Source organism: Paenibacillus sp. FSL H8-0332, from assembly GCF_037963835.1.
Classification (GTDB): Bacteria; Bacillota; Bacilli; order Paenibacillales; family Paenibacillaceae; genus Paenibacillus_AQ; species Paenibacillus_AQ rhizoplanae.
Genome location: NZ_CP150145.1, coordinates 6,821,142 through 6,836,411, shown reverse-complemented (window position 1 = coordinate 6,836,411; position 15,270 = coordinate 6,821,142). Strand labels below are relative to the sequence as shown.

The 15,270-nt window shown below is 54.3% G+C and carries 13 protein-coding genes; all 13 read left to right on the top strand.

What is annotated here, in order from left to right; translation table 11 throughout:
- Nucleotides 1-28 precede the first annotated feature (28 nt).
- Nucleotides 29-634, top strand: a complete 606-nt coding sequence (locus NST43_RS29710; RefSeq protein WP_339220992.1) for a xanthine phosphoribosyltransferase — start codon at nt 29-31, stop codon at nt 632-634.
- Nucleotides 628-1,926: a nucleobase:cation symporter-2 family protein gene (locus NST43_RS29705; protein WP_339220991.1), complete on the top strand. Its 1,299-nt coding sequence runs from the start codon at nt 628-630 to the stop codon at nt 1,924-1,926. Before NST43_RS29710 ends, NST43_RS29705 begins: the two co-directional genes overlap by 7 nt.
- Nucleotides 1,927-2,064: 138 nt before the next feature.
- A complete protein-coding gene (locus NST43_RS29700) occupies nt 2,065-5,136 on the top strand; it encodes an ATP-binding protein (protein ID WP_339220989.1) in 3,072 nt (1,023 codons plus the stop codon).
- A gap of 39 nt (nt 5,137-5,175) precedes the next feature.
- Nucleotides 5,176-6,312, top strand: a complete 1,137-nt coding sequence (locus NST43_RS29695) for a response regulator (RefSeq protein ID WP_339220988.1) — start codon at nt 5,176-5,178, stop codon at nt 6,310-6,312.
- A gap of 146 nt (nt 6,313-6,458) precedes the next feature.
- On the top strand, nt 6,459-6,677 hold the full coding sequence (locus tag NST43_RS29690; RefSeq protein WP_209986650.1) for a hypothetical protein: 219 nt from the start codon (nt 6,459-6,461) through the stop codon (nt 6,675-6,677).
- A 29-nt stretch (nt 6,678-6,706) separates the two neighbouring features.
- On the top strand, nt 6,707-7,393 hold the full coding sequence (locus NST43_RS29685; RefSeq protein ID WP_209986647.1) for a hypothetical protein: 687 nt from the start codon (nt 6,707-6,709) through the stop codon (nt 7,391-7,393).
- On the top strand, nt 7,390-8,613 hold the full coding sequence (locus tag NST43_RS29680; protein ID WP_339220985.1) for a glutathionylspermidine synthase family protein: 1,224 nt from the start codon (nt 7,390-7,392) through the stop codon (nt 8,611-8,613). Before NST43_RS29685 ends, NST43_RS29680 begins: the two co-directional genes overlap by 4 nt.
- On the top strand, nt 8,600-9,253 hold the full coding sequence (locus NST43_RS29675) for a hypothetical protein (protein WP_209986641.1): 654 nt from the start codon (nt 8,600-8,602) through the stop codon (nt 9,251-9,253). Before NST43_RS29680 ends, NST43_RS29675 begins: the two co-directional genes overlap by 14 nt.
- Nucleotides 9,250-9,642: a DUF350 domain-containing protein gene (locus tag NST43_RS29670; protein WP_209986638.1), complete on the top strand. Its 393-nt coding sequence runs from the start codon at nt 9,250-9,252 to the stop codon at nt 9,640-9,642. The genes NST43_RS29675 and NST43_RS29670 overlap by 4 nt, the downstream gene beginning before the upstream one ends.
- 99 nt (nt 9,643-9,741) lie before the next feature.
- Nucleotides 9,742-10,758: an ion channel gene (locus tag NST43_RS29665; protein WP_339220982.1), complete on the top strand. Its 1,017-nt coding sequence runs from the start codon at nt 9,742-9,744 to the stop codon at nt 10,756-10,758.
- A gap of 205 nt (nt 10,759-10,963) precedes the next feature.
- On the top strand, nt 10,964-12,124 hold the full coding sequence (locus tag NST43_RS29660; RefSeq protein ID WP_339220981.1) for a glycosyl hydrolase family 8: 1,161 nt from the start codon (nt 10,964-10,966) through the stop codon (nt 12,122-12,124).
- A 21-nt stretch (nt 12,125-12,145) separates the two neighbouring features.
- On the top strand, nt 12,146-13,693 hold the full coding sequence (locus NST43_RS29655) for a hypothetical protein (RefSeq protein ID WP_339220979.1): 1,548 nt from the start codon (nt 12,146-12,148) through the stop codon (nt 13,691-13,693).
- Nucleotides 13,690-15,246: a hypothetical protein gene (locus tag NST43_RS29650; protein WP_339220977.1), complete on the top strand. Its 1,557-nt coding sequence runs from the start codon at nt 13,690-13,692 to the stop codon at nt 15,244-15,246. The genes NST43_RS29655 and NST43_RS29650 overlap by 4 nt, the downstream gene beginning before the upstream one ends.
- The last annotated feature ends 24 nt before the right edge of the window (nt 15,247-15,270 follow it).

The following is a 15,270-nucleotide window of genomic DNA, read 5'->3' as shown; positions in this document are numbered from 1 at the left end:
TTATTTCTAAGGAGGAAGATCCGCTGTAATGAAAGTATTGGAAGAACGCATTAGACAAGAAGGCTTGATTCTATCGGAGACTGTACTGAAAGTGGACTCATTTCTGAACCATCAGGTAGACACGGCGCTTGCGCTTGCGATCGGGAAGGAATTCGCAGCGGTCTTCGGGGACCGGCAGATCACCAAGGTGCTGACTGTAGAGGCCAGTGGTATTCAGTTCGCCATGGCGGCGGGGATTGCGCTGGGTGTGCCGTTCATCTACGCCAAGAAGAAGAAGGCAATCACCCTGTCCGAAGCGGTGTATTCGGCACCGGTACACTCCTTCACCCGTCAGGAGGACTACCAGATCAGCATCTCGCAGAAATATCTCGGGCCGGACGATACCGTATTGATTGTCGATGATTTCCTGGCTACCGGTGCGGCACTTGTAGGGCTATGCGATATCGTAGCAGAGTCCGGGGCGCAGCTGGCCGGGGTCGGCTGCGTCATCGAGAAGAGCTTCCAGGAGGGACGCGGTCTGCTGGAGCAGCGCGGAATTCCGGTGTATTCCCTGGCGCGGATTGCTTCGATGTCGCCGGGTGAGATTCATTTCATAGATAATGAAGGATTACTCAAGGAGTGTGCAGGATGTTAAGCAAACAGAAGGTATTTGCCCTAGGGCTTCAGCATGTACTGGCGATGTACGCCGGAGCGGTCATTGTACCGCTGGTTGTCGGGGGAGCGCTCAATTTGAACGGTACGCAGATGGCGTATCTGATTGCAGCGGATCTGTTCACCTGTGGACTGGCGACCCTGTTGCAGATTATGGGCAGCAAATATTTCGGAAGCGGGCTGCCGGTAGTTCTCGGCTGTACCTTCACGGCGGTTAGCCCGATTATCGCCATCGCTTCAGGCTCCAATCTGGCGACGGCTTACGGCGCAATCATTATCTCCGGGTTGTTCGTGGTGCTGGCAGCCCCGGTGTACGGGAAGCTGCTGAAGTTCTTCCCGACCGTGGTCACCGGCTCGGTAGTCACAATTATCGGGCTGTCGCTGATTCCCGTCGCGATGAATAATGTAGCCGGCGGCCAGGGAAGCGCCGACTTCGGGCAGCCCCGCAATCTGCTGCTGGCTCTGATCACCCTGCTCGTTATTCTGGCCGTGAACCGGCTGACTACAGGGTTCCTGCGCTCAGTATCCGTGCTGGTAGGTCTGGTAGTAGGCACTGTGATCGGCTATGCCATGGGCATTGTGCATTTCTCTACCGTGACCACAGCCTCCTGGGTCAGTGTCGCACAGCCGTTCTACTTCGGCTGGCCGCAGTTCAGCGTCACCGCGATCTTCACAATGATTATCGTGAATATCGTGTCTATGGTCGAATCAACGGGAGTCTACTTTGCCGTTGGTAAGGCGACAGACCAGCAGGTGGAGCAGAAGCAGATCGTGAACGGCCTGCGCTCCGAGGGGCTGGCCATCATGCTGGGCGGCCTGTTCAACGCCTTCCCGTACACCGCATTCTCCCAGAATGTCGGCTTGCTGTCGCTGACGCGGGTGAAGACGCGGAATGTTATTTTTGCAGCGGGCGGAATTATGGTCGTGCTGGGGCTGCTGCCGAAGCTGGCGGCACTGACTACAGTGGTGCCGAATGCGGTGCTGGGCGGGGCGATGATCGTCATGTTCGGCTCGGTTGCCGCTTCCGGTATGTCGATTCTGTCCGATGTGGATCTGCGCAAGGACGGCAATCTGCTGATTGCCGCCTGCAGCATCGCGGTGGGCCTTGGCTCTGCCGTGCTTCCGTCCATGTTCGACCAGCTGCCGGAATTCGCCAGAATGCTGCTGCAGAACGGAATCGTATCCGGGTCGCTGACAGCGATCATCCTGAATATCTTCTTGTCGAAGACTCAGGAGAGTGCGGTTCCTGCAGCCGCCGCTCCGGAAACCAAGTAAAATATTCCACACACGCAACTCTAATAAGATGAACAGCCGATTCCGAAATAAATGGAACTCGGCTTTTTTTTTGCTTCAGATGAACGGAGCCTGTTGTATAATTTATACAATGACAACTAGAAGGGACTGGCAGAGGACATGAGAAAGTATTGGCTGAGCATTCTCGGCAGTCTGGTGCTGGTGTTGATCGTTCCGCTGCTCTCGGTCCTCCAGACACATCAGATCAAGGGAGACAGGCCGCAGGCGGTGCAGGGTGTGATTGACCTTCGCTCCTGGGACTCACGCCACGACGGCATTATGAAGCTGGATGGAGAGTGGGAGCTGTACCGTGATGTACTGCTGTCGCCCGCGGATTTCCATCCGTTGAACGCAGGTAAGGAGGTCCCCGCCGCCTCTACGATGATTCAGGTTCCGGGGAAATGGAACGACGATATCTCCGAACAGGGGGAGCGTAGAGCCAAAGGCTATGCTACATACCGCCTCCAGGCGAAGATTACCCCAGGGGAAGCGGTAGTCTATGGTCTGCGTACCAGCAACATCCGCAGTGCAGGCAAGGTTTATTTGAACGGGCAGGAGATTGGAAGCAGCGGAACCCCGGCAGCCTCGGCCTCTGAGGGCAGACAGAATAACATGCCTTTTATGGGATTCGCCCCGGTAACCGGGGATACCATGGAGATTATTGTGCAGGTGGCGAACTACAGCTACTCCTCAGGCGGGATCGTTCAGCCGATTGTGATCGGTAATCAGGCCGCTATTTTGAAGCACAGGGAATTTGCCCTGTTTGTAGACGGGGCTGCACTGATCGGGTTCTTCGTGTTATCCCTCTTCCTGCTAATGTTCTCCAAGGTAAGGGAGAGCCGGGGGGTCACATTGTATCTGGGCTTGTTCTGCATAGCGGCCTTTGTCTACATTTTTACGCATGGCGAAAAGCTCATCCTGGCAGCGCTGCCCGGATTCCCTTACGAGATTATACTCAAGCTGCAGCTTGCGTCCTCTACACTGGTCTATTATTATCTGCTGCACTATGTCGCCAATTCAGTGAACTACCCGATGTCCATTGGGATGATTAAGGCCTCCAGGCTGGTTACGGCATTCCTGCTGCTGATTGCTGTATTCGTCCCGGCCTATCTGTTCAGCTATCTGGAGGTTCTGCTGCTGACCTGGGGCCCGGTAAGCCTGGGCTTCGTACTCTACTCCATGGTCCAGGGTACCCGGCGAAATCCGAAGAATATGTTCCTGATGATGGTCAGCATCGAGAGCTTGAGTGTGGTAATCATCTATTATCTGGTCAGCTTCATGGGCATGACCTTCAGCTATTTCATCATCTCCTACGAGATTCTCCTGTTCGGGTTCGTGCAGGCGATCTTAATGACCCGGCAATACGCAGCCTCCTTCCAAGAGGTGGAACAGCTCTCCCGCCGTCTGCTGTCGCTTGACGGCTTGAAGGATGACTTCATCTCCGATACCTCGCAGGAGCTGCGGAGGCCGCTGCAGGGGATTGTCAACATGGCCAAGGTGCTGGCGCAGGGTACGGCCGGCTCCATCAGCGCTGCCCAGCAGGATCAACTGCTCACGATTGTCTCTACCGGCAAGCGGCTTACGGCTCTTATCCATGATATGTCGGACTTCGCGAAGCTGAATCACGGCTCGCTCTTCCTGCGCCGGCAGGCCGTCGATCTCCGCATGTCCGCTTCCTCCATTATGGAGGTCACCCGTCAGGTCTACGGCAACAGCCAGCTGGAATTCCGGCTGAGTCTGCCGGGGCAGCTTCCGCTGCTGGAGACAGATGAGCAGCGTTTCGCCCAGATTCTGCATAATTTACTCGCCAATGCAGTGAATTATACGCCCAGAGGCGTGATAACGCTGTCTGCTGAGGTTAAAGAAGAGTATGTTGCCATTATCATAACGGATACCGGCCAGGGGATTGCGCCTGAACGTCTGCGCACGATCTTCGATGCCAATGATCCAAGCGGTCCTGCCGCCAGTAAGGTCTACCGTGAGAACGGGCTTGGCCTCAGCATTACCCAGAGGCTGGTAGAACTGACGGGCGGGGAGATTGAGGTGCATTCCGAACTGGGGCACGGCTCCATCTTCTGCTTCACCCAGCCGATCCTGAAGAGGAGTAATGCGCTGCTGGAGGAGGAATTCGGAGAGCTTCACGGCTGGGAGACGGCGCCTTCGTACCCGCTTCCCGGAGAAGAACCTGTGCAGCTGCCTTCTGAAGACTGCTGCTCCATTCTGGTAGTGGATAATGATCCTGTTAACCTGCGCGTGCTGGTAGGCGTACTTCAGCTGGAGAACCATTCGGTAATTACGGCCAGCAGCGGAGCTGAAGCGATCCAGATCATCCAGCAGCATCCTGAGCTTGATCTGGTGATTGCCGACTGGGTGATGCCGGAAATGCCGGGTCTTCTGCTCTGCAAGGCCATCCGTGAACGATTCACCTTGTCCGAGCTGCCGATTCTGGTGCTTATGGCGAGCAGCCGCCCCGATGATATCCTTGCAGCCTTCGAGGCCGGGGCGAATGATTATCTGAGCAAGCCGGTGGAGGTGCGCGAATTCAAGGCGCGGATGCAGACCCTGCTGGATATGCGCAAGTCGATCCGCGTATCCGTCCAGTCGGAGATTGCCTTCCTCCAGGCACAGATCAAGCCGCATTTCTTATATAATGCGCTAAATGCCATTATCTCGGTCTGTCCGGTGGACCCGGACAAGGCCACAGAGCTGCTGCTGGACCTCAGCCAGTATCTGCGGAGCAGCTTCGACTTCCAGAACCGGGGCCAGACGGTCTCCATGGAGAAGGAGCTGGGACTGGTCAGATCCTATCTGGCACTGGAGCAGGCGCGGTTCGATGAACGGCTGAATATCGAGTTCGATGTGCCGGAGGATGTGATGGCTATGGTTCCGCCGCTGAGCATTCAGCCGATTGTTGAGAATGCCGTTAATCATGGACTGATGCAGAAGGAGGCCGGAGGGACGGTACGGCTTAGAGTCGAGCTGCTGCCCGGCTGCCTCAAGGTAGCGGTTACGGATGACGGTGTAGGCATGACTCCGGAGAAGATTGCGGAGGTCCTCTCGGAAGAGCGGACAGAGGGGGGCATCGGACTGCGCAATATTCAGCGCCGTCTGCTCAAGATGTACGGGGCAGGTCTGAATATCGACAGTGTACCGGGAAGGGGGACTGCCATATCGTACACCATCCCCACCTAAAGACACCTGAGAATGACGAAGAGGAGGTGAGTCTGACAGATGAAGGCGATACTGATTGACGACGAGAAGCCGGCACTGCAGCACCTGGAGCGTCTGCTCCTCAAGGATGGGCGTCTTACGATTACGGGGAAATACACCTCGGCACGCCTGGGACTTGCGCATCTGGAACAGGAGAAGGCGGATATCGTATTCCTGGATATTGGCATGCCGGAGATGAACGGGCTGGAAGCCGGTGAATACATCGCCGGGTTGGACCGGAGCACCCGGATTGTCTATATTACCGCATACAGCGAATATGCCATCGAAGCCTTTGAACTCAATGCTGCGGATTATCTGCTGAAGCCGGTGACCTCCCAGCGCTTAAGCAAAACACTGGAGCGGCTGGAGGTCGGCAAGGAGAGCTCTGAAGCGCAGATACCGCCGCCTTCGGCGTCTGCGGCACCCGTTAAGGAGCTGTCGATCCTTTGCTTTCACCGGCTGGAATTCATAGACAGCACGGAGCCGGGGCGCAAGATGCAGTGGAGAACCAGCAAGGCGCAGGAGGTATTCGCCCTGCTGCTGCATAACCGCGGCCAGTGGGTACTCAAGGACACCATTGTGGATCTTGTCTGGCCGGATTTCAAGCCGGAGAAAGCCGTAGCGAATCTGCATACGACGGTATACCATATCCGCAAGCTGCTGAAGGCTTGGGATATGGAGGTGCTTGTCGAGTTCTCGCAGGAGCGGTACAGGCTGACCAAGGAGCAGGTGCTGCTGGATGTCGAGGAGTTCGAGCTGGGCTATGCCGGTACGCCTGTGGAGTCGGAAGAGGAATGGCTGCGCCGTGAAAATATATTGAAGCTATACCGTGGAGACTACCTGCAAGAGCATCATTACGACTGGGCAGAGATCCGGCGCAAAGAGCTGCAGGTCCGGTATATCCGCATGGCGCTCCATTCCGCCGAATATGAGCTGTCCTCCGGGCGGCCCCGGCTGGCGCTGGAGCGGCTGCTGGACCTGCAGGCGGCAGATCCGTATTCCGACCAGCTCTGCAGGCTGATTCTGAGGAGTTATGCCGACCTGGGAGATTTCATCGGATTCAGGACACACTACGATAAATACAAGGAGCTCCTGGAGAATGAACTGGGCATCCGCCCTGACCAGGTCATGGACAGCTGGGTACAGAAGGTATTGTAAGCCCGTAGCATGGCACTGCATTACTGCTTGTTGTCATTATTGTTTATATCCTGTGGTATACATATTCAAGGCTGCGGGAGTTGAAACGAAAGAGTCATAGCAGCGTATCAGAAGCATACCAGTATTCAAGAGGAGATGGAGTAGGAATGGATAACGGGTTGAAGGTCATCCTGTTCGAGAAGCTGCCCGAAGGTAACCTGCAGATGATTGAAGAGCGCGTCTGGAGCATGAATATGGTTACGGCTCTGGAGCATGTCAATTATATTGTCGTTGGCGGCCGCGAATTCGAGACGGTAGAGGGACGGCTGAATGTGGATGAAGGGAAGCTGGAGCTTCTGCTGGTTCCCATGCGTACGGAAGGTTAAGGATGAATACCAGGAAAGGAGGGCCTAAGTTGGCAAAAGACGAAAATGTTAAAGAGCCTGCAATAAGCAGGCTGTTCACGCCGGACGGCAAACCGGTCCGCGTATTATCCACCTCGCTCGGCATTGCGCTGCTGGCTAACGCATTGTTCATTCCCGGAGGAGCGGGTGCAAGCGGCACCGGCGGCGAGGAGCCTAAGCTGGTCTCCTGGTCTACCGAGGAGGTTAAGCAATATTTCGACAAGAATGTAGACTGGAGTATTCCCTATCCGGAAGACCAGAAAGAACAGGTTCAGGAAGGGCAAGGCGCAGTAACCTCCGGCGGCACGACGGTAATCAACAATTACGGCGGGTATAACTCGGGGTTCGGCTGGGATGATGTGCTTCTGTACCACATGCTTTTCAATAGCGGTTCGTTCTACTCTTCCAGAGGCTGGTACAATGACAGGCCTACTTATTATGGAGGTACACGCAATACCTATAAGCCGCCCTCCTACAATAGCGGACGATTCCAGAACAAGCCGGTGGCCGGCTCGGTTGTCAAGCCAAAGACCTCGACCTCATCCACCGGCTCCATTACCAGAAGGAATACCTCTTCCAAATCGGGCGGCATCGGCGGCACCTCAAGCGGGCTGGGTTCGAGTAAATCCAAATCCGGCTCCAGTAAAAGCTCCGGCAAAAGCTCGGTGCGCTCCGGCAAGAGCGGGTTCGGCGGATGATCCAGGCGGAGCAGGCATTCGAGTATATAGACCAGTCCGGTCTGGAGCGCGCTCCCCGGGTAGAGCGGCTGCATGAGCTGGGCTTCACCTGGGCCGATCTGGAGGACGAGGAATACTGGCTGGATGCGGTGGCTGTGATGCGCATTGAGACCTATCAGGAATTGAAGGAAGCCGCCGCAGCACTCTGGGCGATTCTGGATAAAGCTGTCCGTTATGTCCATCTCAGACATGACCTGTACGACCTGCTCGGGATTCCCCCGGTGCTGTGGCAGATGCTGGATGACTGCCCGTTGCCGGAGCAAGGACTGATCAGCCGGTATGCCCGGTTCGATTTTGCCGTGGCGGGGGATGGTACGATCAAGCTGCTGGAGCTGAATGCGGATACTCCGACCGGCTATGTGGAAGCTTCCATTGCTACGCCATGGATCTGCGCAGAGGCAGGCATCGGGAGCCCGAATGCAGCCATGAAGCAGCAGCTGGCCGCAGCCTGGAGCGTGGAGCGCCCGGACACGGTAGCCTGTGTGGACTACGGCAGCCATGAGGAAGACAGCGGGACGATTGAGGCGCTGGCCGCGCATAGCGGACTGGATATCCGCTGTGTCGATTGCCTGGATCTGTCGATTGATGAGGGTGTGGTCAAGGACGGGGAGGACCGGATCATAGAGCGGATGTTCGCGCTGTATCCGAAGGAGTGGATGGCCGTAGATGAAGGCGGTGAGGCTCTGGCCTATGCCATTGAGAGCGGGAAGCTCCAGCTGTTCAACGGACCGCATAGCATCATCCTCCAGTCCAAGGGGCTGATGGCTGCTGTCTGGGGAATGTACGAGCTTGGCCTGCTGTTCACGGAGCCGGAACGCGAGGCCATATCCAGGTACATCTTGCCGACGTACAATAAGGCAGTCTTCTCAGAGAGCTTTGTATCCAAATCTGTATTCGGCCGCGAAGGCGGATCTGTACGGATCTTTGATGACAGCGGCACGCTTGAGATCGAGGACGAAGAGGGCTATGACAGCAGCCAGCTTTTCCCCGTGGTCTATCAGAAAAGGGCCGAAATGGCCCGGATCATGACAGCGGAGGGCGAGCTGCATCTGCTGACCGGCATGTTCGTCATTAACGGAACGCCCTGCGGGCTGCTTGGCCGGGCCGGCGGGCCGATCACAGGCAATGCCAGTCATTTTATCGCGCTAGGAGTGAGGGGGCTTGAAGATGTTCAAGGATAGAGAGGGGCGGGCGACAGGACGTAGATCAAGGGGCGTTCTGCTGACCGCAATGCTGCTTCTGGGGGTTCTGCTGCTGAGTGCATGTTCAGCGAATAGCGGCAGTGTATTTCATACGGGTACCGATACAACGGATAATGTATCACGTGTGCCATGGGATTACCGGGTGGTAGAGGGCAAGGTTGGCGATCTGGTCGGCAGCGATATGACTGTATTGCCGGATAATGAGCTGCTTCCCAATGACGGGAATTATGCTACAGGCGACACCATCTGGACGCTTCAGTTCATGGACGCCGAGCTGGTAACGGATGCCGACCAGAAGAATGAGATCAAGTTGTCCGCCTGGACGACGCTTAAGTCCTATGCCGACCAGAAGGCGGCCACGGAGGATCTGGCCAATCTCAAGGTATCCATCACAACGGATGTGGATCTGGTTGGCGTGTACAAGACGGAATACCAGAGCAAGACCAGAAACTTCGCAGTGCTGGAGCTGCCTTCCGGCAACCGGATCAAGCAGCCGATTGACGACAAGCGTTATACCGCGCTGGAGAAGCAGAAGAAAGTCTCTGTGGTGCTGGAGGAAGTACATGATTTCGCCGACTATGATTCGGCCTATGCGAAATTTCGGGGGTGGGCTAAATGACGATTGTAATTAATCTGGTGGTCAGTATTCTGACCATTGTTCTGCTTCAAGTGCTGGGGATGGTAATCTTCGCGCTCATGACTCCCTTCAAGGATATGGAGGAGCTGAAGAAGGGGAATGTGGCGGTAGCGATGGCATTTGGCGGCAAGTTCCTGGCGACGGCGGTCATTCTTGGCGTGGCCGCTTATACCAATACCTCCATCTGGTTCATGATGCTGTGGTTCGCGGTGGGGTATGTCTGCCTGATTGCTTCGTACTGGATCTTCGAGCTGTTCACTCCAGGCTTCCGGATTTCGGAGCAGCTGGAGAAGGGGAATGTTGCGGTCGGCGTCATGCTCTGCATGGTGTTCATCGGGACGGCCTTCGCGGTCAGCAGTCTGATTATTTAGGTAGACCCGTTTGGCAGGCGGGCAGCGGCTGCGTCCCGTAAGGGGTTCTGCGCAGTTACTGCCTGCCTGCTCAATTCACCCGGGAGGCAGGGATGAGCGTTGCATTTTATAATCCAATTATCCGGCAAGCTGCTTCATTTGAAGAAGAAGTCTATTGCTTTTATTATTCTGGCTTTCATTCTTCTCAGCGCAACCATCGCCTTCCTGCTGGAGCCGGACACGTTTCATAGCTGGTTCAACGCCTTTTATTGGGTAATGACCACCATGGCTACTGTCGGGTATGGCGATTACTTTGCCGCTACCGTCACCGGCAAGGTGTTTACGATTTTCTTATATATCTTTGGCATCGGTCTGCTCAGTCTGGTGATCGGCAAGATTGTTGAAGCCATGGGCGAGATGCAGCGCAGGAGAGGAGCCGGAACCTTGACTTTTCACGGACACAATCATGTGGTGCTGATTAACTGGAACCGCAAGACACAGGCGGCAGTGGATGAGATTCTGTGTTACGACAGGGAATGCAAAGTGGTCATTATCGATGAGAATGGTCGGCATCCACTGGAATCTATGGAGCAGGTCCACTTCATCAGCGGCGATGCTGCAAGCGATGACATTCTGCTGAAGGCGAATATCGGGAGCGCCAGAGCGGCGATTGTGTTCAGCGACACCCGTATCGACGAAGCTTCCTTGAGTGACGGCAAGTCCCTGCTGATCGCCTCCAGCATTGAACGGATTGCCCCGCAGGTACATACAACCGTAGAGATTATGCAGGAAAAGAACATTCAGAACTTCAAGCATGTGCATGTGAACGAGTTCGTGCTCTCCCATGATGCGATCTCCAGACTGGCTGTACGCTCTGCCCTACAGGAGGGCAATTCCGAGGTGATCACCCAGCTGCTCAGCCGCGAGCACGGGGATGATATTTATGAGATCCCCCGCCGCAGCGGCTGGACAACCTATGGGGAGGCCTTTCAGGATCTGCTGCGCCAGGGGGCGACTCTGCTGTCCGACCGGGGCGATCTGGGCATTAACCGCAAGCTTGACCGGCCGATTCCGGCAGACGCCAGACTCTACATCGTCGCCGATGAGGCCACGTACCGGAGAATTAAAGAGAGCTAGATCAAGCTGTAGGATTTCATAAGGCAATTCACAATAGAGCTGTTCCGGTCGTCATGACACGGAATCAGCTCTTTTTCAGGATGAAAAGGGCCAAAGCTATGAAATGGACACATAATGTTTGATAAAACAGTTAATAATGTGACAATAATTACCGTTATATTATTATGGATAATTCAATTAAGCTTGTCTCAAAGGATGTGATCGATTGGGAAGCAGATATAGCAAGGCTGCTGTTCTGGGGATGTCGCTGCTCTTGCTAACCTCCTGCGGCGGCAATTCGTCCAGTCCGGCACCTTCCTCTCCCGGCTATACTCCGGCGGTCTCTCCTTCTGAGACTATACGGCCGGATGAAGCGCTGCAGCTTGAGCCTACATTGGAACAGCGGGAACTATTCAATTTCATAAATACACAGCTTACAGGACCCGATGGGGTATATACGAATTTACAGGAGACCTCTGAATCGGCAGAAGTGGCTACAGGCCATGAGATTCTAAGCGAATCCGCATCCCTCCTAATGGAGGCCGCTGTCCGGACCCGCAATCAGGAGCTGTTCGACCGGCAGTGGACGCAGGCCCGCAGAACCTTCGATATGGAGGGCGGCTTCAGCTACCGCTTCAGCCCCAAGCAGCAGAAGCAATTCAACGTGAATGCAGCGGTAGACGACCTGCGGATGATCGGGGCACTGCTGGAAGCGGGTCAGGTGTTTAACCAACCGGAATATACTAGAGAAGCCGATAAATATGGTAAAAGATTTTATAAAAACAACATCAAAAAAGATTATATGTTTGACATGTTTGACAATTTATACAAAGTGGTAAACGAATCGGTAACTTTGTGTTATATTGATCTGAGTGTATTGCAGAAATTGTCGATATCTAGCGAATTACAAGAGAATTTGTTGATGAATATGAGCGGAATTTTGGAGGAGGGATATTTGTCCGATTCTTTTCCATTCTATGAGACCCGCTTCGATTACAAGACTGGTAAATACAGCTCTGAAGGCATTAACTCCGTCGAATCTCTGCTCACTATTCTTCATTTGGCAGAGACCGGCCGTCAGAAGCCGGCAAGTATAAGCTATATCAAAGCTCAGGTCGCAGCGGGAACCTTGTTCGGGCAATATACACGTGAAGGTCAACCAGCCAATGATATCCGTTCTACAGCAATCTATGCGCTCACAGCCATGATTGGAGCCGTGCTGGGCGACAGTTCACTTTATCAGTCCAGTATTGAACGAATGAACGAATTCAGGGTGACAGATCCTGCGAGTCCGCTCTATGGCGGGTTCGGTGATCCTGCTGCCCGGCAAGCCTACTCTTTCGATAACCTGATGGCACTCCTGGCGTATTCCTACAAGGCTCCATAATATGACAAAAGGGGAATCGGAATGATAGACAACAACTTAGAAACATCCACCCGGCCCGGAATGATGCTTGGCAGTCTTCGGGTTACGCCTGCGTTTGTTGCAGCTTTTGGCGTTCTGCTGGTTACTATTATCTCGCTGTTTACCCTTCCCTATGTGGGGATGGCGGATAATGGAGACTATTACCGGATTATATATAGCAATGGCTTATATTTCGATCTGTCGGATTATGACAGCCGTTATTTCGGGTATTTCGTGAAGCAGTTCGGAATCTTCCAATACTATAACGAGAACAGCACGATGGTGGTATCTTCCCAGTCGCTGTTCATTAAGCTTGCGCTGTTTCTCAATAAGCTGTTCTTCAGCAAGGAAGTATTCGATATCCGCTTCCAAGCTGTGATTTATACCCTGCTGTATGTCGCTGCGATCTACCTGCTGATTGAAGCCATTACGCTCAAGATGTCCCTTAAACGGGGGATGCTGGTTGCGGTTCTGGCGGTGTTCATCTTCGGGGATACGGGATATACGGCTTATTTCAGTTCGTTCTTCGGTGAAAGTCTGGTGATGGTCACAATGATCCTGGTGTTTGCCTCCTGGCTGCTGCTGTACCGTAAAAGATACAACGATTACGCGATGCTGGCGATCCTGGTGATCAGCACCGTGATTCTTACGACCTCCAAGCAGCAGAACGCTCCTGTGGGCATGGTCATTTCCCTGCTTGCGATCCCGTTAATCTGGATTCGCCGGGATAAGCTGTTCCGCTGGATCACCATTGCCTCCGCCGCTCTAATGATGTTTACCGGGATTGCCACTTATCTTAATATCTCCAAAGAGTTCGTGAATATTAACCAGTATCATGCGATGACGCGCGGAGTGCTGATGGAATCGGAGAATCCGGAGACTGCGCTGCAATCCTTCGGGATCAATGAACAGTACGCCATTCTCAAGGGGAATACCTACTATGACCAATACGGAACTGTGGATGTGAAATCAGAGCTGCTGGAAAAAGATTTCTACAGCCGGTATGGTTTCGTCTCTATTCTCAAATACTATGTTACCCATCCGGATCAGCTCGGCTCGATTCTTGATACGGCCGCCGAAAGCGCCTATAAGATCAAACCGGCTGCCATGGGGAACTATGAGCTATCCGCAGGCAAGGAATTCCGGGCCCAGAGCCATTTCTTCACAGCGTATAGCACGCTCAAGGAGAAGCTGGCCCCCCGTCCCTTCGCCTTCATTCTCCTCTGGATGGCCGTAACTATAGGGATCTATATGCCATCCTTCGTAAGTGCGGTCCGCTCGCGGGATTATCGGGGGATGCAGAGGCTGCTTGTGATTCTGGCGACCATGCTGGTTGGACTCTCGGGTATTGTAGTCTCCATTATTGGAGCCGGTGATGCCGATATTGCCAAGCATGAATTTCTGTTCACCTTAGCCTTTGACCTGATCACCTTCCAAGCCGTAGCCAGCGTGATCGGCCGCGGAATTTCATCGAGGAAATCCATGCCGGCTGCACCGCCTGCCTTGCCGGCCCAGGATTATCCTACTCTGAACAGAGGGGTTGGCATTTGAGACGTAGAGGAATAGTCATTGTGGTACTGATCTTCCTGACCGGATATCTTCTGCCGCCTGCCCGGGCCGAATCTGCCGCAGCCTCTCCAGTGCCAGCTCAGCGCATTCTGCTGCTGTTCGATGGCCTGGCCAGAGGCGCGGGCAGGGAAGGGAACGTGGCGGAGCTGCAGCGGCTGCTCGCAGCCTACAGCGCACAGGTCACGCTTAAGAATATATCTGATTATGAGCAGGGCAGCATGTCAGCCTATTCTGGAGTGATCACTGTTGTGAATAATGATGAGCTTGAGATTACGAATCAGGCTTATCTGCAGGATGCGGCAGATTATCAGGGGGCGGTCCTGCATGTTGGATACAAACCGCCTGCGCGCGTGCAGCAGGCGCTGCACCTGAAGACAGGGATGTGGCATGGGCCAGGTGCAAGCCTCTCCATCGGCGGGTTCACCGGGGTTACGCCGGATGTAGAAGAGATGCCCTATATTACAGCCTCCAAGGGCGGGCGGACGTATGGAGAATGGTCTCTGGACGATGGTGAAGTACAGGCGCCTTATGCGGCTAAAAGCGGCAAAACCGCTTATGTGCCCTATCTGAAGCAGGGGGATTTCACTGCCATGGCTACGGCCTATGTGCTGAAGGATTGGCTGCACTACACCGCACAGCCCCATATGTACCTGTTGATCAAAGAGATTTATCCCTTCTCGGATCTGGAGCTGCTGGAGAAGATGGCGGACAGGCTGTATCAGAGCGGAATTCCCTTCATCGCCAGTATCCGGCCGGTGTTCGGCAATACAGATTTCCCCGCGATGAAACGGTATCTGGAAGCGTTGAGAACGGTTCAGGCCCGAAACGGCAGTATCGTTGTTAACGCCCCGGCAGTCCGGCCGCCGATCAACTCCAATGACCGTTCGCTGCACGGGAAGATGAATCAATTCATCAATGTACTGGCCGAGGGGGGCGTGGCGCCGCTGGGTGTCGCTGCCGAGGGATACTGGACCTATGACAAGGAGTATTCCACCGCAGGCATGGGCTTCTTCGACTCAGCGGTACTCTACCCTGATGAGGAGACCCATTATATGGAGCAGACAGATACCTCGGCGGCCTTCGCTTCCGCATTATACAGTCTGCCGCCGGAATTGTTACAGGGAATCGGCAGAATAGGCAAGGCTATGCCGCAGCTTCCGCTGAACATGGCTGTTACGCTTGACCTGCCGGGGGATGAGCGCGGGCTGGAGGACATGCTGCAGGGACTGAATGCAGAGTGGTACACCTTTGCAGACTATAAGCAGGATGCCCATACCGTGACAACAGATATGCATACCCTCGAAGCTGCTGATGGAGTAATTAAGGTGGACGGTAACGTGCTGAATGTTGACTATACTCCTCAGACGGTTATCGCTGACTACGAGTACAAGGAGAAACAGGCTACCAGCTTCAACAAGCTGTTCAGCGTGCAGAATCAATTCTTCATCATCGTGATCCTGTCGGCGCTGCTCTTGTTCGGCGGTCTGCTTACCATCGGCTACAGGCTGTACCGGAGGAAATATTTGAGAAGGTAATTTCGGCAAAAAATAGCGACCTTA

Bases quoted from the DNA above. Each gene is read 5' to 3' on its own strand.
- NST43_RS29690 (WP_209986650.1), top strand. From the start codon at position 6,459: ATGGATAACGGGTTGAAGGTCATCCTGTTCGAGAAGCTGCCCGAAGGT.
- NST43_RS29680 (WP_339220985.1), top strand. From the start codon at position 7,390: ATGATCCAGGCGGAGCAGGCATTCGAGTATATAGACCAGTCCGGTCTG.
- NST43_RS29670 (WP_209986638.1), top strand. From the start codon at position 9,250: ATGACGATTGTAATTAATCTGGTGGTCAGTATTCTGACCATTGTTCTG.
- NST43_RS29700 (WP_339220989.1), top strand. From the start codon at position 2,065: ATGAGAAAGTATTGGCTGAGCATTCTCGGCAGTCTGGTGCTGGTGTTG.
- NST43_RS29675 (WP_209986641.1), top strand. From the start codon at position 8,600: ATGTTCAAGGATAGAGAGGGGCGGGCGACAGGACGTAGATCAAGGGGC.
- NST43_RS29695 (WP_339220988.1), top strand. From the start codon at position 5,176: ATGAAGGCGATACTGATTGACGACGAGAAGCCGGCACTGCAGCACCTG.
- NST43_RS29710 (WP_339220992.1), top strand. From the start codon at position 29: ATGAAAGTATTGGAAGAACGCATTAGACAAGAAGGCTTGATTCTATCG.
- NST43_RS29655 (WP_339220979.1), top strand. From the start codon at position 12,146: ATGATAGACAACAACTTAGAAACATCCACCCGGCCCGGAATGATGCTT.
- NST43_RS29705 (WP_339220991.1), top strand. From the start codon at position 628: ATGTTAAGCAAACAGAAGGTATTTGCCCTAGGGCTTCAGCATGTACTG.